The following is a 19228-nucleotide window of genomic DNA, read 5'->3' as shown; positions in this document are numbered from 1 at the left end:
CACCGGGGCGGCCTCGCGGAAAAGGCGGCCGCCCCGGCCCCGCCGGATCGAAACCCGGCCGTAACGCCTTGTCCCCTGGGGAGAAATGGTCTAGACGTAGACCAAAAGGAGCGTCCTCCGCGCCCCCCAGGGAGACCTCAATGAGCACAGAAGAGGATTCCAGGCGACTGGCCGAGCTCGGCTACAAGCAGGAGCTGGCCCGCACCTGGAGCGGTTTCTCCAACTTCGCGATCTCCTTCTCGATCATCTCCATCCTCGCCGGCTGCTTCACGACCTTCGGACAGGCGTGGAACAACGGCGGCCCCATCGCCATCTCCTGGGGCTGGCCGCTGATCTCCCTGTTCATCCTCGTCATCGGTTTCTGCATGTCGGAGCTGGTCTCGGCGTACCCGACGGCGGGCGGCATCTACTGGTGGGCCGCCAAGCTGGGCAAGCCGATCCACGGCTGGTTCACCGGCTGGCTCAACCTCATCGGGCTCATCGCGGTCACCGCCTCGGTGGACTACGGCTGCGCGACGTTCCTCAACATCACACTCAACCGGCTGACGGGCGGCGCGTGGGAGGCCACGCTCCCCCAGGCGTTCCTGCTGTTCGTGATCGTCCTGGCGCTGCACGCGCTGATCAACATCTTCAGCCACCGGCTGATCTCGCTGCTGCAGAACATCTCCGTCTGGTGGCACGTCGCCGGCGCCGCGATCGTCGTCGCCATCCTCGTCTTCGCGCCCAGCGAGCACCAGTCGGCGAGCTTCGTCTTCTTCGGCACCAACAACACCTCGGGCTTCGGCGACGGGTCCGACGGCCTGCCCTTCTGGCTGTACGTGCTGCCGCTCGGCTTCCTGCTCACCCAGTACACGATCACCGGCTTCGACGCCTGCGCCCACGTGTCGGAGGAGACGCAGGGAGCGGCGAGGACCGCCGCCCGCGGCCTGTGGCAGTCGATCTTCTACTCGGCGATCGGCGGCTGGATCCTGCTGCTCGCGTTCCTGTTCGCGGCCACGAACGTGGACGAGATCAACGCCCAGTCCGGCTTCGTCGGCGCCATCTTCGAGACCGCGTTGTCGTCCCCGCTGGCCACCGCGATCTTCGCGATCTCCACCATCGGCCAGTTCTTCTGCGGGATGAGCTGCGTGACCTCGATGTCGCGCATGACGTACGCGTTCTCGCGCGACGGCGCCGTGCCCGGCTGGCGGCTCTGGTCGAAGGTGGACCGCAACCGCACCCCGGTCAACGCCATCGTGGCCGGCTGCGTGGCCGCCGCCCTCATCACGCTGCCCGCGCTCTACGCCCCTCCCGGGCTGACCACTCCGGTCGCGTTCTACGCCGTCGTCTCGATCGCGGTCATCGGCCTCTACCTGGCCTTCCTCATCCCGATCTGGCTGCGGCTGCGCATGGGCGACGCCTTTACGCCGGGGCCGTGGACGCTGGGCCGCAAGTACAAGGCGCTGTGCTGGATCGCCTGCGTCGAGATCGTGATCGTGTCGGTCTACTTCATCATGCCGTTCTCGCCGGCCGGCGTGCCCGGCAGCGCGGACTTCACCTGGACGTCGGTCAACTACGCGCCCGTCGCGGTGGGCATCGTGCTCGTCGGCATCGCGCTGTGGTGGGCGCTGTCGGCCCGCCACTGGTTCACCGGGCCGCGCCGAACGGTGGACGACGAGAACCTCGTCCCCTGACGCGAAACGCCCGGGGGCCTGCTGGCCCCCGGGCGTTCTCCAACGTGCTCTAGCCGGCCCAGCTCAGCCGGTCCGTCGGCCAGGCGGGCGTGCCGGCCTTGCGCTTGAGCAGGCTCTCCTCCTCAGGCGTGCCCACCGCGCAGCGCGTGCCGTGCGGGGGCACCTTCAGCGAGATCAGGTACTCGTCGAAGATGTCCGTCTGGCACTTGTCCTTGCCGTAGATGCGGTGCCCCCACCCCTCGTACGTGAGCAGCACCGCCTTCGGGCCGAGCTGGCGGGCCGCGTTGGCCGACCAGATCCACGGCGTGGCGGGGTCGTGCAGCGAGTTGCCGAGCAGCAGAGGAGCGTCACCCGTGTACCGCAGCTTGTGGGGCTTGTTCGTCGTCGGGTAGTTCATGCAGATCGGCAGGTCGTCCACCGGGTACGGGTGGTACCGCGTGTCGGGCGCCAGCTTGCCGGAGATCGCCATGAGGGCGGCGTATTCGGCGTAGTTGCGCACCCTGAGGTTGTAGTCCTGGCACAGGATCGTGGTCGGCAGCTCGGCCACGTCGCCCTCCACGGGCCCCCGGCCCGGCAGCGGCGGCACCCAGTCGGGCTCCGGCCCGCCGTTCAGCCAGTTGATGGTCTGGCTGAGCGTCCACCAGTCGGGCCCCTCGTTGCCCAGCGCGGCGTTGTAGATGAGCTGCAGCTCCGTCATCTTCGTGCCGGTGCTCGGGTAGACCAGCTCGCCCCGCTTGGCCTTCTCCCGCAGGCTCTTCCAGATCGCCCGCACGTCCTGGCCGTGCAGGACGCAGCTCGGCTCCTGGTCGCACCAGCCGACGAACTGGTCGAAGGCGTCCTCGACGGCCAGCGCCTCGGTCGTCATGAAGCCCACGACGTCGAGGCTGTGGTCCATGTTGCTGTCGAGGCCGAGCGCGCGGACGCGGTCGGGGAACAGCTCGGCGTACATCTGGCCGATCAGGGTGCCGTACGAGATGCCGTAGTAGGTGAGCTTCTCCTCACCCAGGGCGGCGCGCAGGGCGTCCATGTCGCGGGCCACGTCCACGGAGTCGACGTGGTCGTACAGGGGGCCGGTGCGCTCGCGGCAGTCCTGGTGCAGGCGCTTGGTGAAGGCGTCCCAGGCCTCGAAGTCGGCCTGGCTCTTCATCACCGTGTGCGGCATCTGGTTGTAGACCGAGGCCGAGCAGATCACCGGGTGGCTGCGACCCACACCCCGAGGGTCGAAGCCGACGATGTCGAAGCGGCGCTGCAGCTCCTCGGTGTAGGAGCCGGGCGCGCCGTACACGGCCTCGACCCCCGAGCCGCCCGGCCCGCCCGGGTTGATGACCAGCGAGCCGATCCTGGCGTCGGGGTCGGTGGCCTTGCGGCGGGCGACCGCGATGTCGACGGTCGGGCCGTCGGGCTTCGACCAGTCGATCGGCACGGTGAGCGTGCCGCACTCGGCCGACGGCTCCTCCTCGCACGGAGCCCAGGTGATGGTGCGTTGCGCCTGCGGGGCCGCCGCGTTGGCGGGCGCCGCGGGCGACAATGTCGCCACCGCCACTAAGGCGGCGGCGAGCAGCGTGAACCTCTTTCGCACGATGCTCCAATCTTCTGTCGATCCCCCCGTCGGGGCGTGCGACCGAAGATGGATCATCGCTTATCTGGAGTTATGTGCGGGGAGAAATGACGATTTTTCATCCCTGAGGATGACTCGTCCCGTCAGGACGCCTCGAACGCCTCCGCCACGACCTCGCGGACCTCGTCCATGTCCGCCCTGCCCAGCTCGCGCTTGAGCGAGGTCATGTCGACGTCGGGCATCCCGCACGCGACCGCCCAGTTCCACGGCGTCAGGTCGCCGTCGACGTTGAGCGCGAACCCGTGGCTGGTGACGCCCCTGCTCTGGCGCATGCCGATCGAGATGATCTTCCGCCTGGTCTCCACCGTCCACACGCCGGTCAGCAGCTCGGAGCCGGGCGGCGTATCACGGCGCTCGGCCGGCAGCCCCAGCTTGCCCAGCGCCTCCACCAGCCGCAGCTCGACCTCGCGGACGTAGTCGACGATGCCCTCCCCCTCGTCCAGCTTGACGATGAGGTAGCCGACGAGCTGGCCAGGCCCGTGATAGGTGAGCTGGCCGCCCCGGCCGGTCTCGACCACGGGGATGCCGCGCGAGGGGTCGGGCAGGTGGGTGATCGGGGTGCGGCGCCCGATCGTGTAGACGGACGGGTGACTCAGCAGCCAGAGCGTGTCCGGCCGCTCGTCCCGTTGGCGCTGCCCGACGAGGTCGGTCATGCGCTCCATCGCCTGGTCGTAATCGACGAGCCCATCGTGGATGAGCGTCAGCGGCCTTGCCCTCATGTTTCGAGGATATGCCCGTCCTTTGACTGACCCCGCCGCAGGTCGTCAGCAGGCCGCGACCCACTCGTCCACCAGCGCGCAGAGCCGGTCCAGCGCGGCCTCCACCCGCTCGCGCTCGCCCGTCGTGAGGAAGTCGATCTGCAGCCCGGTGTACGCCGAGTTCGCCAGCGTCGAGATCCGCGTCGCCTCGGGCTCGGGCACCCCGCGCTCGCGCAGCAGCCCGGCCACGAACTCCGACCGGTCCGACAGCAGCCGCGGCACGTGCCCGGCCAGCTTGCCGGCCACCGCGAGCCCCTCGATCTCGTGGATGAGCCGGGCGATCGGCTGGTTGTCCTCGCGGGTCTGCCAGTCCCAGGTGCGGCGGATGATCGTGCCCACGCTGTCGGAGCCGGACCAGCCGGGCAGCCCGCGCAGCCAGTCGCGGTGGCGCTCGTCGAGCCGCTCCATGGTGGCCGACAGCAGCTCCTCCTTGTCGGCGAAGTGGTGGGTGAGCACGCGGGTGGACTTGCCGAGGTGCTGGGCCAGCGGGCGCATGGACAGCGTGGACAGGCCGTGCTCGGCCAGGTAGTCGATGATCTGGTCGAGCAGCTCGCCGCGGCGGTGCGGGTCGGCGGTCCTGGCCATGCGCGATTCCCCTTTGACGCCATTGAGGTGACGACTGTTACCCTATCGAGGAAACGACTGTTACCTTAATTCCAGGGGATACCCATGCCCATCGACGTGCGCCGGCGTGCCCGGCTGCCCACGTGGCTGCTCGCGCTGACCTTCACCACCTTCACCTTCGCCACCGACGACTACGTGATCGCCGGCGTGCTGCCCGCGCTCTCCGCCGACCTGGAGGTGAGCGAGGCCGTGGGCGGCCAGCTCGTCACCGCCTTCTCACTGGCGTTCGCGCTGGCCGCGCCCGTCGCATCCGTGGTGACCGCCACCTGGTCGCGGCGCGGGCTGCTGACCTGGGCGCTGGCGCTGTTCGTCGCGGCCAACGCGGCGGCCGCGTTCGCCGGCTCGTACGCGCTGCTCCTCGGCCTGCGCGTGCTGGCCGCCGTCGCCGCGGCGGCGGTCGTCCCCGCCGCGTACGCGATCACCACCTCCCTCGCGCCCGCCGAGCGGCAGGGCCGCTACCTCGCGCTGGTGATGGGCGGGCTGACCGCGTCGCTCACGTTCGGCGTGCCGCTCGGCACCTGGGTCGGCGGCGCCTTCGGCTGGCAGGCCACGTTCGGGCTGGGGGCACTGCTGGGGCTGATCGCGCTGGTCGCGGTACGGGCCACGCTGCCCGAGACGCCGCCCGCGCCCGCCATGCCCGTCGGGCGGCGGCTGGCCCCGCTGGCCCGCCCCCAGGTGCTGCTCGGCCTCCTCGGGATCGTCGCGATCGTGCTGGGCAGCATGATGGTGCTGAGCTATCTCGCCCCGTTCCTGCGCGACCTGACCGGCGCCGGACCAGCCGAGCTGGGCTGGGTGTTCGTGCTGGCCGGGCTCGCCGGGCTGGCCGGCGGGCAACTGGGCGGCCGGGCCGCCGACCGCTGGGGCGCGAGCCGGGCGATGACCACCGGCGTCGCCGCCTTCGCGGCGGTGATGGCCGCCCTGACCTGCTGCCAGCTCGTCAGGCCCGTGCCGTTGCTCGCCCTGCTGCCGCTGCTGCTGCTCTGGGCGGGTGCGTCGTGGTGGATCCCGCCGCCCGCGCAGTCCCGCATGATCGCCCTCGCCGGTCCTGCGGCCCCGCAGGCGCTCGCGCTCAACAGCAGTGCCGTCTACGTGGGCGTGTCCTGCGGTGCCGCGCTCGGCGGGGTGGTGCTGGAGACGTACGGGAGCGGGTGGTTGCCGGCCGCCGCGGTCGGCGCCGAGCTGATCGCGCTCGCGCTCTTCCGTGCGGCGGACCGTGGCCGCTATGCCGCCCGGTAGCCCTTCGGGGCCTCCGGGACGAGGATCCACATGGCGACGTAGACCACCCAGAGCGGGCCGGGGATGAGCGACAGCAGCAGCCAGAGGATCCGGACGAGCGTGGGGGGCATGCCCGTCTTGTCGGCGATGCCGCCGCAGACGCCGGCCAGGATCCTGTGCTCTCGTGAGCGGTACATGTGCTGTTCCTCCGTCGTGGTTGTCGACCTACTTGAAGAACGGACGACACAGCGGCCCGACTCCCGTCAGGGACCCTGAGAAAACCCTGAGAGGGTCAGCCACTCCTGTGCCATGCCCAGATCGCGGCTGGTCAGTCCCCGCGCCGGATCCACGTGCACGAGCAGGAAATCGGTCAGTCCCTGATGGACCCTGAGGTACTCCTCGTCCTCCGCCCACACCTGGTCGTCGAACCACACGAACGGCCGCCGCCCCGCGTACGCCGCCACGTGCGGGGTCTTGAACATCTCCCCGTGCTCGCTCGGCGGCGTGTCGGGCGGAACGGCGATGACCGGCAGCGACGGCAGGCCGACGCGCGGCGCGATCCACTCGTTGGCGTGATGCTCCCACGTGGTGGCCCAGGCCAGCTCGGAGCCGGTGGCCAGGGCCAGCTCCAGCAGGCGGCGGCCGTGGCGCGGGTTGAGGTAGACGGTGTAGACCTCCGCGCCGATCGTGCACCGGTAGGGCCGGAAGTCGGGGCTGGGCCGGCACATGGGGTTCAGCACGCCGTCCACGTCGAGCAGGAGCAGGGGTTTCACGTGACGGCCCCGGCCCTGTGCTGCTGGGGGCTGACCCCGCGGACCCGCTTGAACGCCGCGCTGAGCGCGAACGGGCTGGAGTAACCGACCTTCCTCGCCACCGAGCCGATCGTGGCGTCGGGCTCGCGCAGCAGGTCGGCGGCCAGGGCCAGCCGCCAGTCGGTGAGGAACGCCATCGGCGGCTCGCCCACCAGGTCGGTGAAGCGCCTCGCCAGCGAGGCCCGCGACACCCCCACCTCGGCCGCCAGCGCGGCGACCGTCCACGGGTGTGCCGGGTTGTTGTGCAGCATGCGCATCGCCTTGCCGACGATCGGGTCGCTCATCGCGCGGTACCAGCCCGGCGCCTCGTTCGCCGCGAAGTGGGCCCGCAGCACCGCGATGAGCAGCAGGTCGAGCAGCCGGTCGAGAACGGCCTCCTGGCCTGGCTCGTCCTTGACGATCTCGCCGCTCATCAGCCCGATGAGCGGCCCGCCTGGCTCCACGATCAGCCGGGGCAGCGCGTCGAGCAGCCGCCTGCTGACCTCGCCCTCCAGGTTGTAGGTGCCGGTGAGCAGCACGGTGCCGCCGCCGGGGTCGTTGCCCCACGTACGGACGCCGAGGTCCATCGCCTGGTAGACGGACTCACCGTCGAGGGTGGTGCAGCGCTGGCCGGGGTGGATGACGATCTGCGGCTTCGTCGCCGGGTCGTCGGCCACCGTGTACGGCTCGGGCCCCCGGACGATCGCCACCCGCCCCGGCTCGACGCGTACGGGCTCGCAGCCATCGAACGTGATCCACGACTCGCCCCGCACCTGCGCCACCACCGACAGCGGAGCCTCGTCCTGGATGCGCAGGGACCACGGCGGATCGAGGATCGAGCGAAGGAGAAAGGCGCCGTGCGCTCTGGGCCCGTCGAGCAGCGCCGCGAGCTGATCCATGCGTCAGACGATGGCACATGGGATTCCCCTGCTCAACCAGCGGGGCGCCCGGCCCTATGAGCGGGCGAACAACCGGCCAATTCTTCATGAACAGGACGCATCGACCTCGCCACGGCGCGCGATCACAGCAGCTCAACGCCTTACGAGAGCAATCGCTTGACCTCCGATTCCGCTAGCCTCACCCTCACACTCGCTGCGTCCACGGAAGGTGTCGTCGTGATCGGCTGGCTAGAAGCGGTGGTTCTGGGGTTGGTCCAGGGGCTCACGGAGTTCCTGCCGATCTCCTCCAGCGCCCACATCCGGGTGGTGTCCGCTTTCGCCCAGTGGCCGGACCCCGGGGCGGCGTTCACGGCGGTCATCCAGCTCGGCACCGAGGCCGCCGTGCTCATCTACTTCCGTCAGGAGATCTGGGAGATCATCTCCACCTGGACCCGCTCGCTGTTCGTCAAAGAGCTGCGCGGCCACTGGGCGGCCCGCATGGGCTGGTACGTCATCGTCGGCACCCTGCCCATCGCCATACTCGGCCTGGCGCTGAAGGACCAGATCGAGACCTCGTTCCGCGACCTGCGCCTGGTCGGCACCACGCTCATCGTCTTCGCCGTCGTCCTGTGGTTCGCCGACCACACGGCGCGCAACAAGCTGACGCTGGAGAAGCACCTCAGCTTCACCCACGCGATCATCTACGGCTTCGCGCAGTCGCTCGCCCTGGTCCCCGGTGTGTCCCGCTCGGGCGGCACGGTGACCGCCGGTCTGCTGCTCGACTACCGCCGCGAGGACGCGGCGAAATACTCGTTCCTGCTGGCCATCCCGGCCGTGCTGGCCTCGGGGGTGCTGGAACTGGCCGAGATCGGCGAGGGGCCGGCCCCCGACTGGGGCCCCACCATCCTGGCCACGGTCATCTCGTTCCTCGTCGGCTACGCGGCGGTGGCCTGGTTCCTGCGCTACATCAGCACCCACCGCTTCACCGGCTTCGTCATCTACCGCATCGCGCTCGGCTTCTTCGTCATCCTGGCCGTCACACTGGGCTGGATTCCCGCTCAGGGCTGAGCCGGTAGTAGGCCGCCCACGCGTCGTCGCCCATGCGCAGCACCTTCAGGCCCAGGAAGCCGAGGGCGACGGCGGGGGCGGCCCACAGCGGCACGGTCAGCGGCCCGTACGACACCAGGAAGCCGCCGAGATACCCGGCCGCCACCAGCACCGGCACCCACCACCCCGCGAACCCGCCCCGCCACACCGCCACCGTCAGCAGCGGCAGCCCGACGAAGCCGAGGAACATCCACGGGAACTGGAAGCCGAACGTCACGCCCGGCAGGTCCATCATCTCGTCGAGGATGCGCTGCGCCTCCTCGGGTGAGTGGTGACGCCCGAGCCACCACTCGACGGGGTCGACGATCAGCAGCCCCGACAGCTGCAGGTAGCCGATCACCGCCAGCGCCCCGCCGACGTGCCCGAGCCGGGTGGCCCGCCGCCTGGTCAGGTGCGTCAGGCCGATGACCGCGACCGCCATCAGCAGCCAGCTCCAGTGGTAGAGCACGGACTGCGCCTGGGCCAGCGCGGGGTTCGCGCCGAAGCTGACCGCCTCGCGCTCGTCGCCCCAGGTCCCTGGATCGACGGCGACGGCGACGGCCTGGAGCAGCGGTGCCACGATCAGCAGCACGCCCGCCGCGACGCGGCGGAAGGTCACCTGGTCTCTGAGCATGCCGCCGACCGTAGGCGGGCGGGTGGTCGCCGGTCGTCCTCCCGGCGGGTGACCGGGCGTCCGCTGTCAGGAGGAGGCGGGCGCGGGCTCGGCCGCCAGGACTCTCGCCGGCCGGTACGTCACCAGCGTGAAGATCAGCACCGCCAGGCCGAGCCCGGCCGACAGCACGACCACGCCCGTCCTCCCGTACGTCTCCAGCGCCGCCCCGCCGGCCAGCCCCGCCACCACCAGCCCGAGGTACTGCGCCGACGACAGCAGCCCCAGCCCGATCGAGACGTTGCCCGGCACCGCCGTGACCGTCCTGAACTGCTGTGCGGGAGCGATCATCCAGCCGGTCGCGCCCCAGAGGAAGCCCCACACGAGGGCGGCGGGCAGCGCCAGGTTCGCCACCGGGATCAGGGCCACGAACACCACGGCCATGGCCAGGCCGCCGATGATCATGCGGCGGGGGCCGTACGCGTCGGTGAGCCGCCCGCCGAGCAGGTTGCCCACGATGCCGCCCAGCCCCCACGCCCACAGCAGCGCGGCCAGCGGCAGGTCGAACAGGGAGCCGATGTAGGTGTAGGCGGTGAACCCGGCGGCGAAGAACAGCAGCTGCGTCACCATCACCGCGGGCACCCGCCGGTCGCGCAGCGGCTCGAACCGCTCGCGCAGCCGTCCCGACGCCGGCAGCCGCAGCTCCGGCACCAGCGCCGCCACCCCGGCGAGGCCCAGCACGCCGAGCCCGGCGACGAGCCACAGCGTGGCCCGCCAGCTCACGGCCTCGCCCAACCAGGTGCCGAGCGGCACCCCGATGGCCGAGGACACGCTCAGCCCGCCCATCACGAGTGCCAGCGCACGCCCGCGCCGCTCGGGGGCGCTCAGCGCGTTGGCCACGGCCGAGGACGTCGGCGTGAACATCGCCGCACCCGCCGCCGCCACCACGCGGGTGATGAGCACCAGCGCGTACGTCGGGGCCAGCGCGGTCAGCACGTTGCCCGCCACGAACACGCCCATGGCGAGCAGCAGCAGGGTCCTGCGGGACATGCGGGCGGTGAGGGCGGCGAGCACGGGGGAGAGCACGGCGTACGCGAGGGCGAACACCGTCATCAGCTGGCCCGCGGCCGGCCGGGACACTCCCAGGTCGGCGGAGATGGGTGCCAGCAGACCGGCGGTGACGAACGTACCGGTACCGATCGCGAAATTTCCGGCGGCCAACGGATAAAGCCGCGAGCGCATGTGGGCCTCCCCCGAGAAAGTTGGATGCCCATCAAACTGACGTATAGTTGGATTGTTGTCAAACCATGGGACGGAGGTAGGGTTTCCCCATGCGCCTGCTCCCGCAACCCGCCACGGAGAACATCCAGCTCACCGAGGTCCTGCGGGCGCTCAGCGACCCCGTGCGCCTGGAGATCGTCGCTCGCCTGGCCGCCGCCGGGCAGATGAACTGCACGGTCGCCGGCGACGCCCTCGGCGTCCACAAGTCGACCGCCTCACACCACTACCGCACCCTCCGCGAGGCCGGCGTGGTGCGAACGGAGCAGGACGGCCGCCTGAAATACATGAGCCTGCGCCACGAGGACCTGGAATCCCGCTTCCCCGGCCTCCTGCCGGCCATCCTCACCGCCACCACCCTCCACCGCACTCCCATCACGCACGCGAGCACGATGAGCGTCACGGGCGACGCACCCGCCGCGCGCCCGCGCGAATCCGCGGCGTCCCGCGCAGGTGAACCCGCCGCGCCCCACGTGGGCGAGGCGAGCGCCGCGGGCCCTCACGTGTCCGCCGGGTCCCGCTGACGAGCAGAGTCGCCGCCTGTGACCGGAACCGACCTGCCCATCAGGGGCGTCCTGCCCGAGCTGCTCGCCGTGCTCGACCGGCACGGCAGCGCGGTGCTGACCGCGCCGCCCGGCACCGGCAAGACGACCGTGGTGCCGCTGGCGCTGGCCGAGCCGGGCCTGCGCGTGCTGGTGGCCGAGCCGCGCCGCCTGGCCGTACGCGCGGCGGCCCGCCGCATGGGCGTGAGCTACACGATCAGGGGCGAACGCCACAAAGGCGCCAACCCCAGGGTCGAGGTCGTCACCACCGGCGTCCTGCTCCAGCGCCTCCAGCGGGACCAGGAGCTGACCGGCGTCGACGCGGTCATCCTCGACGAGTGCCACGAACGCCACCTCGACGCCGACACCGCGCTCGCGTTCCTCCTCGACGTACGCGACACGCTCCGGCCCGACCTGCGCCTGCTGGCCACGTCCGCGACCGCCGACGCCGAGCCGTGGGCGCGGCTGATCGGCGGCCCGGTGGTGGCCGCCACCGGCGCCACCCACCCCGTGGAGACGATCTGGGCCCCGCCACCGCGCCCGGTCGCCCCGCCGCACGGCCTGCGTGTCGATCCCGCGCTGCTGACCCATGTGGCCTCGGTCGTCCGCAGGGCTCTCGCGGAGCGGGACGGCGACGTGCTGTGCTTCCTGCCCGGCGTCGCCGAGATCGCCAGGGTGGCCGGGCAGCTGGCGGGCGACGTGGACCAGGTCCTCCAGGTGCACGGCCAGGCCCCGGCGCACGTCCAGGACGCCGTCCTGACCCCCGGGGCGGGCCGCCGGGTGGTGCTGGCCACGTCGGTGGCCGAGTCGAGCCTGACCGTCCCCGGCGTACGCGTGGTGGTGGACTCCGGGCTGGCCCGCGAGCCGCGTACCGACCATTCCCGCGGCCTGGGCTCGCTCACCACGGTCAGAGCCTCGAAGGCCGCGGCCACCCAGCGAGCGGGCCGGGCGGGCCGCGAGGCCCCCGGCACGGTCTACCGCTGCTGGACGGAGACCGACCACGCCCGCCTGGCCGACCATCCCCGCCCCGAGATCGCCCTGGCCGACCTGACGGCCTTCACCCTCCAGGCCGCCTGCTGGGGCACCCCTGACGCCAAGGCCCTCGCCCTCTTGGACCCGCCCCCGCCCGCAGCCATCGCCGCCGCCACCGAGACCCTCACCATGCTCGGCGCCCTCGAACCCGGCAAAGCCGGCCTCCGAGTGACCGAGCGAGGCCGGCGGATGGCCCTGGCGGGCGTCCACCCACGCCTGGCCCGCGCCCTCCTCGACCTCGGCCAGGAAGCGGCCGAGGTGGTCGCCCTGCTCTCGGAACAGCTCCCCCGCGACGCATCGGACGACCTGGTGCACGTCTGGCGCACCACCCGCCGCACCACCACCCCCTTCGCCACCCGCTGGAAGCAAGAAACCCGCCGCCTCCGCCACAGCGCCACCAGCACCCCCTCCAAGGGGAGGTCCGAGGATGAGGTGGCGGGGATGGTGGTGGCGTCGGCGTTTCCCGAGAGGGTGGCGCGGCGGCGGGGTGGGGGGTACCTCATGGTGTCGGGGACGCAGGCCCAACTGCAGGAGGGTTCGCGGCTGGGGAGCGCCGAGTGGCTGGCGATCGCGGTCGCCGACCGTCCGGCGGGGGCGGCGTCGGCCCGCATCAGGCAGGCCGTGGCGATCGACGAGGCCACCGCTCGCATGGCCGTGGGCACGACGGTCGAGGACGAGGTCGCCTGGAAGGTCCCGCCGGGCGAGCGCCGCGGCGACGTGTCGGCCCGCCGCGTGGAGCGGATGGGCGCGATCGAGCTGAACGCCACCCCGCTCAAGGACGCCGACGTACGGGAGGCCATCCTGTACGGCCTGCGCACCGAAGACGTCCTCACCTGGACGAAGGCCGCCAAAGACCTCAGAGACCGCCTGGCCTTCTGCCATCGGGCCCTGGGCGCCCCCTGGCCACCGACCGGCGGCATGAAGGACCTCATCGACCTGGCCGACCAGTGGCTGGAGCCCGAGCTGTCCCGCGCCCGCCGCCGCGCCGACCTGGAACGCATCGACGTGGCGAGCGCGCTCAAACGCCTCGTCCCGTGGAGCGAGCGCCTGGACAGGACCGCCCCGGAGCGCATCGAGGTCCCCACCGGCTCCAGGATCCGCATCGACTACTCGGGCGAGCAGCCGGTGCTGGCGGTGAAGCTGCAGGAGCTGTTCGGCTGGCAGGAGACCCCGCGGATCGCCGGGGTGCCGGTCCTCGTGCACCTGCTCTCCCCCGCAGGCCGCCCGCTGGCGGTGACGGCTGACCTGGCGTCGTTCTGGCGTGAGGGCTACCGGCACGTACGGGCTGAAATGCGCGGTCGTTACCCTAAGCACCCATGGCCGGAAGACCCCCTCACCGCTCAGCCGACGCGCCGCACGAAGTGATCGCGGCGGCCCGCGACAACGCCGCCTGGTGCGACCTGATGTGCCGCGCGCACGGCAGGCCCGGCACGTTCGCCGGCGTGGCGTGGACGAACCCCGTCCGCACCCCGCCCTTCTACCCCGACGCCGTCACGCTCTCCCCGCTCGCCACGGCCACCGACGTGCTGCCCCACATCGACGCCGGCTCCGGCGCCTCGGTCAAGGACAGCTTCGCCACGCTCGACCTGCCGGGCTTCGAGGTCCTGTTCGAGGCGCGCTGGATCCACCGCCCGGCCCCCGGCCCGGCGGAGACGACCTGGCAGGCGGTCGAGGACGCCGCCACGCTGGCCGCCTGGGCGAGCGCCTGCGACCTCACCGACCTGTTCACCCCGGCCCTGCTCGAAGAGCAGGGGGCCACGATCGTGTACGCCCGCACCGGCGACGCCATCACCGAGGGCGCGGTCCTCACCTCGACCGGCCCCGTGGTGGGCGTCTCGAACGTGTTCGGCCCGAGCTCGGCCTGGGAGGGCGTGACGGCCATGGCCGCCCACCTGTTCCCCGGCCGCCCGCTGGTCGGCTACGAGATCGACCCCTCAGACGCCCTCACCCACGGCTTCACCACCACCGGTCCCCTCCGGGTCTGGCACAAACCCTGAAGCTCAGGGGATGAGGTCCTCCAAGGTCGGCTCTGGGAGGCCGGGGTAGCGTTCGGTGGCCACGCCGGTGTCCTTGAAGCCGCTGGACGTCGCGATGCACACCACGGGGCCGTCGAAGTCGCGGCGCAGGCGGCGGTAGCCGGCGAGGCCGGCGGCGCCGGAGAGCTCCTGCCACAGGCCGGCACGGGCGAGATCCCGCTGGGCCAGGCGGAGTTCCTCGTCGGTGACCAGGACCGGGTCGCCGCCGCTGTCGCGGACGGCCACCACGCCCCGGTGCCCGCCGACCGAACAGGCCACCCCGTACGCGTCCGTCGGCCCCAGCCCGACGACGGCCGCGGGGGCGCCGGTGGCCAGGGCCTTGGCGTGCGGCCCGCCGGCGGCCGTCTCGCAGGAGAACATCCGCGGCGTCCGGTCGGCGACCCCCAGCAGCCGCAGCTCGGCGAACCCCTTCCACACGCCGTACAGCAGCTCGGCGTAGCCGGTGGGCGTGAAGACGGCGGCAGGGACGGCGCCCAGCTGCAGGAACAGCTCGTACGCGATCGTCTTGTAGCCCTCGGGCCCGAACGGATGCCCGGTGTGCGTCACGGTCTGGTTGCTGACGGGGTGGTAGCCCAGCTCGTCCACGACCTGCCGGAGCAGCGGCCAGCGCGCCTCGACGGGCACGGAGACGACCTTGGCGCCGTACGACCGCACGAACGCCTGCACGGCGGGCGGCGAGTCGGCGGAGGCCAGCACGATCGCGGGCAGCCCGGCCCTGGCCGCGTAGGCGGCGGCGGAGGCGCCGTGATTGCCGGAGGAGGCGACGACGACGCCCGGCGCCCCGGACGCCACGGCGGCGCTGACGGCCACCCGGTTGAGCCGGTCTTTGTGCGACCAGGTCGGGTTGCGCGACTCGTCCTTGATGTGCACGTCACCGAACCCGATCAGCGGCGTGCCGCCCTCGCCCAGCGTGGGCGCGTCGAGCGGCGGCAGCAGCGGCGACCAGCGCGCGATGTCGGGGCCGGGCGGCCGGGTGAAGAGCCCTCTGTCGACCTTCGCGTAGTCGTAGACGACCTCCAGCGGGTAGGCCAGCTCGGCGGTGCTGGTCTTGGGGCAGCCGCGCGTCAGCGGCGGGAACAGCGGGAACTCGGCCGAGGGATCGCCCAGGGAGCGCTGGCGGAGGGCAAGCGAAGGTCCGTTCACGTGCAAGGACCCTACCGATCCTCGCAACGATCAGTGAAAAGCTGCACACTCTAACCATGGTGTGGGCAGGAAGGTCCGCCATCGAGATCGCGGCGGCCGTCAGGAGCGGTGACGTCAAGGCCACGACCGTGGTGGAGGAGCATCTCCACGTCATCGCGCGGCGCGATCCTGGCATCGGGGCGTTCCGGCTGGTCAGGGAGCAGGCCGTGGACGAGGCGCGGGCCCTGCGGAAGCGGCGCGACCTGGCCGAGCTGCCGCTGGCCGGGGTGCCGGTGGCGGTCAAGGACAACCTGGAGGTCGCGGGCGAGGCGACCAGGGGCGGCTCGGCGGCGACGTCCGAGGCTCCCGCGCCGCACGATCACGAGACGGTGGCGCGGCTGCGGGCGGCGGGCGCGCTGATCGTCGGGCTGACGAACCTGCCGGAGCTGGGGCTGGTGGCGTTCGGCGACAGCGCGTACGGCATCGTCCGCAACCCCTGGAACCCCGCACGGACGGCCGGCGGCTCCTCCTCGGGCAGCGCGGCGGCGGTGGCGGCCGGCATGGTGCCGATCGCGCTCGGCAACGACGGCATGGGCTCGTTACGCATCCCCGCGGCCTGCTGCGGCGTGCTGGCGATCAAGCCGGGCCTCGGCCTGGTGCCGCCGCCGGCGAACGACTGGGATCACCTGACCGAGAACGGCCCGATCGCGCGGACCGCCGCCGACCTGGCGCTCGCGCTGTCCGTGCTGGCCGCCGATCCGGCGCTGGCCGAGGCGTGGCGCGCGGGGCGTCGCGTGGAGCCGCCGCCGCGCATGCTGCGCTCGGTCTGGGCGGACGACGACGAGGTGTGGGAGCCGCAGCCGCCGCCCGACAGCCCTGAGCCGTTCGATCTGCGGGTGGCGTACGCGCCGCAGCCGCTGCCGCCGGGGCTGCGGGTGGACGCCGAGTTCAAGGCGGCGGTACGCGGCGCAGCCGAGACGCTGCGGGTTTCCGGGCACACGGTGGTGGAGCACGAACGGTCGCTGCCCGCCTGGCTGGGGCCGAGCACGATCGCGACCTGGCTGGTCAGGGCCGCCGAGGCGGTGGAGGGGCTCGACCGGCAGCGGCTCGAACGGCGTACCAAGGGGCTGGCCAGGACGGGCCGGGTGCTCGCGGCGCTCAAGCTGGACGGCGTGCGCGGCCGGGAGCGCTGGAGCGGCTACGGCGCCGACCAGTGGTTCGGCCGGGCCGACGCGCTCGTCACGCCGGCGCTGGCCGGCATCCCGCCCAAGGCGGAGCGGTGGGGCGAGCGCGGTTTCCTGCGCAACGCCCTCACCAACGTCGCCTACGCACCCGCCACCGGGCCGTGGAACATGTGCGGCTGGCCCGCCGTCGCCGTGCCGCTGGCCACCCATTCGAGCGGCCTGCCGATCGCCGTGCAGATCGTCGCCCCGCCGGGCGGCGAGCCCCACCTCCTGGGACTGGCCGCCCAGCTCCAGGCCGCACACCCACCACTCAGCCCACCGGGCTTCAACCCCTAGATCCCGACGGGGTGCCAGACGGTCTTGGTCTCCAGGAAGCGGGTCATGCGCCCGATCCCGGGGTCGGCCGTCCAGTCCTCCTGGACCGGCCGCGAGACCCGCTTGAGGTTCTCGGCGGCCGCCTGCTCGCAGCTCAGCGCCAGCTCGGCGTCGGCGACGCCGGTCAGGTCGAGCCCGTTGACGTCCATGTGGGCGGACAGCCAGGGGGCGAGCTCGGCGCGCCGCCCGGTGAGGATGTTCACCACGCCGCCGGGCAGGTCGGACGTGGCGAGCACCTCGGCCAGGGTGATCGCCGCCAGCGGGGACGGCTCGGACGCCACCACGACGCAGGTGTTGCCGGTCACGATCACCGGCGCGACCGCCGACACCAGGCCGAGCAGCGGGTCGTCGGGCGCCACCACGGCGACGACGCCGGTCGGCTCGGGCGTGGACAGGTTGAAGTAGGGCCCGGCGACGGGGTTGGCGCCGCCGTGCACGGAGGCGATCTTGTCGGACCAGCCCGCGTACCAGACGAGCCGGTCGATCGTCGCGTCGACCTGCTCCAGCGCCGCCCGCTTGGTGCCGCCCAGCTCGTCGGCGAACTGCGCGCGCCGCCCTTCCAGCATCTCGGCGACGCGGTAGAGGATCTGCCCCCTGTTGTACGCCGTCGCCCCCGACCAGCCGGGGAACGCCTTGCGGGCGGCCACCACGGCGTCGCGGGCGTCCTTGCGCGAGGCCCGCGAGGCGTTGGCGAGGAAGTCGCCCTTGGCCGAGGTCACCGGGTAGGACCTCCCACTCTCGGAGCGCGGGAAGGCCCCGCCGATGTACAGCTTGTAGGTCTTTCTGACGGACAACCTATTCATCGCCCCGACCCCTCCACGTGGACTCCTGCGACATCTGGACCGGCACGAAGACCTGACCGCACCGGCTGACGCCGCAGCGGTGGGCGTACCAGCCGGTGCGTACGGGCCGCCCGGCCCTGGCGTAGGCGTGCCCCCTGGTGGCCTGGGCGCGCAGCTTCCTGCGGCGGGGCCTGCGGTACTCACACGTCAAGGTATGCCTCCAGCCCGTGGCGTCCGCCCTCGCGGCCGTAGCCCGACTCCTTGTAGCCGCCGAACGGCGAGGTGGGGTCGAACTTGTTGAAGGTGTTGGCCCACACCACGCCGGCGCGCAGCCGGTCGGCCATCCACAGGATGCGCGAGCCCTTCTCGGTCCAGACGCCGGCCGAGAGGCCGTACGGGGTGTTGTTGGCCTTCTCGACGGCCTCGGCCGGGGTGCGGAAGGTCAGCACGGACAGCACGGGCCCGAAGATCTCCTCCCTGGCGATGCTGTGGGACTGCGCGACCCCGGTGAACAGCGTCGGCGGGAACCAGTAGCCGCGCTCGGGCAGCTCGCAGGCGGGCGACCAGCGCTCGGCGCCCTCCGTCTCGCCCAGGTCGCTGAGCTGCCGGATCTTGGCGAGCTGGTCGGCGGAGTTGATGGCGCCGATGTCGGTGTTCTTGTCGAGCGGGTCGCCGAGCCGCAGCGTGCCGAGCCGGCGCTTGAGCGCGGCCAGCAGCTCCTCCTGGACGGACTCCTGCACCAGCAGCCGCGACCCGGCGCAGCAGACGTGGCCCTGGTTGAAGAAGATGCCGTTGACGATGCCCTCGACGGCCTGGTCGATGGCGGCGTCGTCGAACACGATGTTGGCGGCCTTGCCGCCCAGCTCCAGCGTCAGCTTCTTGCCGGTGCCCGCGACCGTGCGGGCGATGATCCGGCCGACCTCGGTGGAGCCGGTGAAGGCGACCTTGTCGACGTCGGGGTGCGCGACCACGGCGGCGCCGGTCTCGCCCGCGCCGGTGACGATGTTCACCACGCCGGGCGGCAGGTCGGCCTGGCGGCAGATGTCGGCGAACGCGAGCGCGGTCAGCGGCGTGGTCTCGGCGGGCTTGAGCACGACCGTGTTGCCGCAGGCCAGCGCGGGGGCGATCTTCCAGGCCAGCATGAGCAGCGGGAAGTTCCAGGGGATGACCTGGCCGGCCACGCCGAGCGGCTTCGGCGTGCCGAACCCGGCGTACTCCAGCTTGTCGGCCCAGCCCGCGTAGTAGAAGAAGTGGGCCGCGACCAGCGGCAGGTCCACGTCGCGCGACTCGCGGATGGGCTTGCCGTTGTCGAGCGTCTCCAGCACGGCCAGCTCCCTGGCCCGCTCCTGGATGATCCGCGCGATGCGGAAGAGGTATTTGGCCCGCTCGGCGCCGGGCAGGGCGCTCCACACGCCGAACGCCTTGCGCGCCGCCTGCACGGCGCGGTCGACGTCGTCGGACGAGGCGGTGGCGACCTCGGCCAGCGTCTCCTCGGTGGCGGGGTTGACGGTCTTGAACGAGGGCCCTGAGCCGTCGACGAACTCGCCGTTGATGAACAGCCCGTAGGAGGACTTCAGATCGACGACGTCGCGCGACTCGGGTGCCGGTGCATATTCGAACATCG

Annotated in this window: 19 protein-coding genes; 7 read left to right on the top strand and 12 right to left on the bottom strand. The window is 72.1% G+C overall.

Annotated features, from left to right (window positions below; all coding sequences use genetic code 11):
• The first annotated feature begins 140 nt into the window (after positions 1–140).
• Entirely contained in the window at positions 141–1673 is a 1533-nt protein-coding gene (locus AB0K12_RS36490) for an amino acid permease (RefSeq protein WP_364571613.1), read from the top strand.
• 49 nt (positions 1674–1722) lie between these two features.
• Here the strand turns inward: AB0K12_RS36490 and AB0K12_RS36485 are convergent, their stop codons facing one another.
• From AB0K12_RS36485 to AB0K12_RS36475, 3 genes are all read right to left on the bottom strand, one after another.
• The gene (locus tag AB0K12_RS36485) at positions 1723–3252 is read right to left on the bottom strand and encodes an alpha/beta fold hydrolase (RefSeq protein ID WP_364571611.1); all 1530 of its coding nucleotides are present in this window, start codon (positions 3250–3252) and stop codon (positions 1723–1725) included.
• A 122-nt stretch (positions 3253–3374) separates the two neighbouring features.
• Complete coding sequence (gene lipB / locus AB0K12_RS36480; RefSeq protein WP_364571609.1) at positions 3375–4010, bottom strand: lipoyl(octanoyl) transferase LipB; 636 nt, start codon at positions 4008–4010, stop codon at positions 3375–3377.
• Between the two features lie 45 nt (positions 4011–4055).
• The gene (locus AB0K12_RS36475; RefSeq protein WP_355416852.1) at positions 4056–4634 is read right to left on the bottom strand and encodes a TetR/AcrR family transcriptional regulator; all 579 of its coding nucleotides are present in this window, start codon (positions 4632–4634) and stop codon (positions 4056–4058) included.
• 84 nt (positions 4635–4718) lie between these two features.
• Here AB0K12_RS36475 and AB0K12_RS36470 point away from each other — a divergent pair, with 84 nt between their 5' ends.
• Complete coding sequence (locus AB0K12_RS36470; protein WP_364571606.1) at positions 4719–5909, top strand: MFS transporter; 1191 nt, start codon at positions 4719–4721, stop codon at positions 5907–5909.
• On the opposite strand, the gene AB0K12_RS36465 is transcribed toward AB0K12_RS36470, so the two are convergent.
• The 3 genes from AB0K12_RS36465 to AB0K12_RS36455 form a co-directional block, all read right to left on the bottom strand.
• Positions 5894–6085 (bottom strand): PspC domain-containing protein, encoded by a 192-nt coding sequence (locus AB0K12_RS36465; protein ID WP_345394922.1) that lies wholly within the window; start codon positions 6083–6085, stop codon positions 5894–5896. The two genes, AB0K12_RS36470 and AB0K12_RS36465, sit on opposite strands and share 16 nt — an antisense overlap.
• A 66-nt stretch (positions 6086–6151) precedes the next feature.
• Positions 6152–6661 (bottom strand): HAD domain-containing protein, encoded by a 510-nt coding sequence (locus AB0K12_RS36460; protein WP_364571603.1) that lies wholly within the window; start codon positions 6659–6661, stop codon positions 6152–6154.
• Positions 6658–7578, bottom strand: a complete 921-nt coding sequence (locus AB0K12_RS36455; RefSeq protein WP_364571601.1) for an AraC family transcriptional regulator — start codon at positions 7576–7578, stop codon at positions 6658–6660. The genes AB0K12_RS36460 and AB0K12_RS36455 overlap by 4 nt, the downstream gene beginning before the upstream one ends.
• A gap of 216 nt (positions 7579–7794) precedes the next feature.
• Here AB0K12_RS36455 and AB0K12_RS36450 point away from each other — a divergent pair, with 216 nt between their 5' ends.
• On the top strand, positions 7795–8625 hold the full coding sequence (locus AB0K12_RS36450; protein ID WP_364375410.1) for an undecaprenyl-diphosphate phosphatase: 831 nt from the start codon (positions 7795–7797) through the stop codon (positions 8623–8625).
• On the opposite strand, the gene AB0K12_RS36445 is transcribed toward AB0K12_RS36450, so the two are convergent.
• The gene (locus AB0K12_RS36445) at positions 8594–9277 is read right to left on the bottom strand and encodes a hypothetical protein (protein WP_364571598.1); all 684 of its coding nucleotides are present in this window, start codon (positions 9275–9277) and stop codon (positions 8594–8596) included. The genes AB0K12_RS36450 and AB0K12_RS36445 overlap by 32 nt on opposite strands.
• A 66-nt stretch (positions 9278–9343) precedes the next feature.
• A complete protein-coding gene (locus tag AB0K12_RS36440) occupies positions 9344–10495 on the bottom strand; it encodes an MFS transporter (protein ID WP_364571596.1) in 1152 nt (383 codons plus the stop codon).
• A gap of 89 nt (positions 10496–10584) precedes the next feature.
• Between AB0K12_RS36440 and AB0K12_RS36435 the strand changes: the two genes are divergently transcribed.
• Genes AB0K12_RS36435 through AB0K12_RS36425 form a run of 3 tightly spaced genes read left to right on the top strand, consistent with a single transcriptional unit; the run spans position 10585 to position 14102 of the window.
• Positions 10585–11055 carry a metalloregulator ArsR/SmtB family transcription factor gene (locus AB0K12_RS36435; RefSeq protein WP_364571594.1) on the top strand — a complete coding sequence of 157 codons (471 nt, stop codon included), beginning with the start codon at positions 10585–10587 and terminating at the stop codon, positions 11053–11055.
• Positions 11056–11073: 18 nt separating this feature from the next.
• Positions 11074–13470: an ATP-dependent helicase HrpB gene (hrpB, locus tag AB0K12_RS36430; RefSeq protein ID WP_364571592.1), complete on the top strand. Its 2397-nt coding sequence runs from the start codon at positions 11074–11076 to the stop codon at positions 13468–13470.
• Positions 13422–14102 (top strand): hypothetical protein, encoded by a 681-nt coding sequence (locus AB0K12_RS36425; RefSeq protein ID WP_364571590.1) that lies wholly within the window; start codon positions 13422–13424, stop codon positions 14100–14102. Before hrpB ends, AB0K12_RS36425 begins: the two co-directional genes overlap by 49 nt.
• 3 nt (positions 14103–14105) lie before the next feature.
• Here AB0K12_RS36425 and AB0K12_RS36420 read toward each other — a convergent pair whose 3' ends face one another.
• Positions 14106–15284, bottom strand: coding sequence for a pyridoxal-phosphate dependent enzyme (locus AB0K12_RS36420; RefSeq protein ID WP_364571588.1), 1179 nt, complete (start codon positions 15282–15284; stop codon positions 14106–14108).
• Between the two features lie 56 nt (positions 15285–15340).
• On the opposite strand from AB0K12_RS36420, the gene AB0K12_RS36415 reads away from it, so the two are divergent.
• On the top strand, positions 15341–16783 hold the full coding sequence (locus AB0K12_RS36415; RefSeq protein WP_364571586.1) for an amidase family protein: 1443 nt from the start codon (positions 15341–15343) through the stop codon (positions 16781–16783).
• Here the strand turns inward: AB0K12_RS36415 and AB0K12_RS36410 are convergent.
• Genes AB0K12_RS36410 through AB0K12_RS36400 form a run of 3 tightly spaced genes read right to left on the bottom strand, consistent with a single transcriptional unit; the run spans position 16780 to position 19226 of the window.
• A complete protein-coding gene (locus tag AB0K12_RS36410; RefSeq protein ID WP_364571584.1) occupies positions 16780–17625 on the bottom strand; it encodes an aldehyde dehydrogenase family protein in 846 nt (281 codons plus the stop codon). The genes AB0K12_RS36415 and AB0K12_RS36410 overlap by 4 nt on opposite strands.
• A complete protein-coding gene (locus AB0K12_RS36405; protein WP_355416814.1) occupies positions 17618–17815 on the bottom strand; it encodes a hypothetical protein in 198 nt (65 codons plus the stop codon). The genes AB0K12_RS36410 and AB0K12_RS36405 overlap by 8 nt, the downstream gene beginning before the upstream one ends.
• Complete coding sequence (locus AB0K12_RS36400; protein ID WP_355416811.1) at positions 17805–19226, bottom strand: aldehyde dehydrogenase family protein; 1422 nt, start codon at positions 19224–19226, stop codon at positions 17805–17807. Before AB0K12_RS36400 ends, AB0K12_RS36405 begins: the two co-directional genes overlap by 11 nt.
• Positions 19227–19228: the final 2 nt, after the last annotated feature.

It is taken from the genome of Nonomuraea sp. NPDC049419, from assembly GCF_040676995.1.
GTDB lineage: Bacteria > Actinomycetota > Actinomycetes > Streptosporangiales > Streptosporangiaceae > Nonomuraea > Nonomuraea salmonea.
This window is presented reverse-complemented; position numbering and strand designations above follow the sequence as displayed.

What these genes read in the sequence shown, in the direction of transcription:
- AB0K12_RS36490 (WP_364571613.1), top strand. Translation starts at nt 141, where the DNA reads ATGAGCACAGAAGAGGATTCCAGGCGACTGGCCGAGCTCGGCTACAAG.
- lipB (WP_364571609.1), bottom strand. Translation starts at nt 4,010, where the DNA reads ATGAGGGCAAGGCCGCTGACGCTCATCCACGATGGGCTCGTCGATTAC.
- AB0K12_RS36475 (WP_355416852.1), bottom strand. Translation starts at nt 4,634, where the DNA reads ATGGCCAGGACCGCCGACCCGCACCGCCGCGGCGAGCTGCTCGACCAG.
- AB0K12_RS36470 (WP_364571606.1), top strand. Translation starts at nt 4,719, where the DNA reads ATGCCCATCGACGTGCGCCGGCGTGCCCGGCTGCCCACGTGGCTGCTC.
- AB0K12_RS36465 (WP_345394922.1), bottom strand. Translation starts at nt 6,085, where the DNA reads ATGTACCGCTCACGAGAGCACAGGATCCTGGCCGGCGTCTGCGGCGGC.
- AB0K12_RS36455 (WP_364571601.1), bottom strand. Translation starts at nt 7,578, where the DNA reads ATGGATCAGCTCGCGGCGCTGCTCGACGGGCCCAGAGCGCACGGCGCC.
- AB0K12_RS36445 (WP_364571598.1), bottom strand. Translation starts at nt 9,277, where the DNA reads ATGCTCAGAGACCAGGTGACCTTCCGCCGCGTCGCGGCGGGCGTGCTG.
- AB0K12_RS36440 (WP_364571596.1), bottom strand. Translation starts at nt 10,495, where the DNA reads ATGCGCTCGCGGCTTTATCCGTTGGCCGCCGGAAATTTCGCGATCGGT.
- AB0K12_RS36435 (WP_364571594.1), top strand. Translation starts at nt 10,585, where the DNA reads ATGCGCCTGCTCCCGCAACCCGCCACGGAGAACATCCAGCTCACCGAG.
- AB0K12_RS36425 (WP_364571590.1), top strand. Translation starts at nt 13,422, where the DNA reads ATGGCCGGAAGACCCCCTCACCGCTCAGCCGACGCGCCGCACGAAGTG.
- AB0K12_RS36415 (WP_364571586.1), top strand. Translation starts at nt 15,341, where the DNA reads ATGGTGTGGGCAGGAAGGTCCGCCATCGAGATCGCGGCGGCCGTCAGG.
- AB0K12_RS36410 (WP_364571584.1), bottom strand. Translation starts at nt 17,625, where the DNA reads ATGAATAGGTTGTCCGTCAGAAAGACCTACAAGCTGTACATCGGCGGG.
- AB0K12_RS36400 (WP_355416811.1), bottom strand. Translation starts at nt 19,226, where the DNA reads ATGTTCGAATATGCACCGGCACCCGAGTCGCGCGACGTCGTCGATCTG.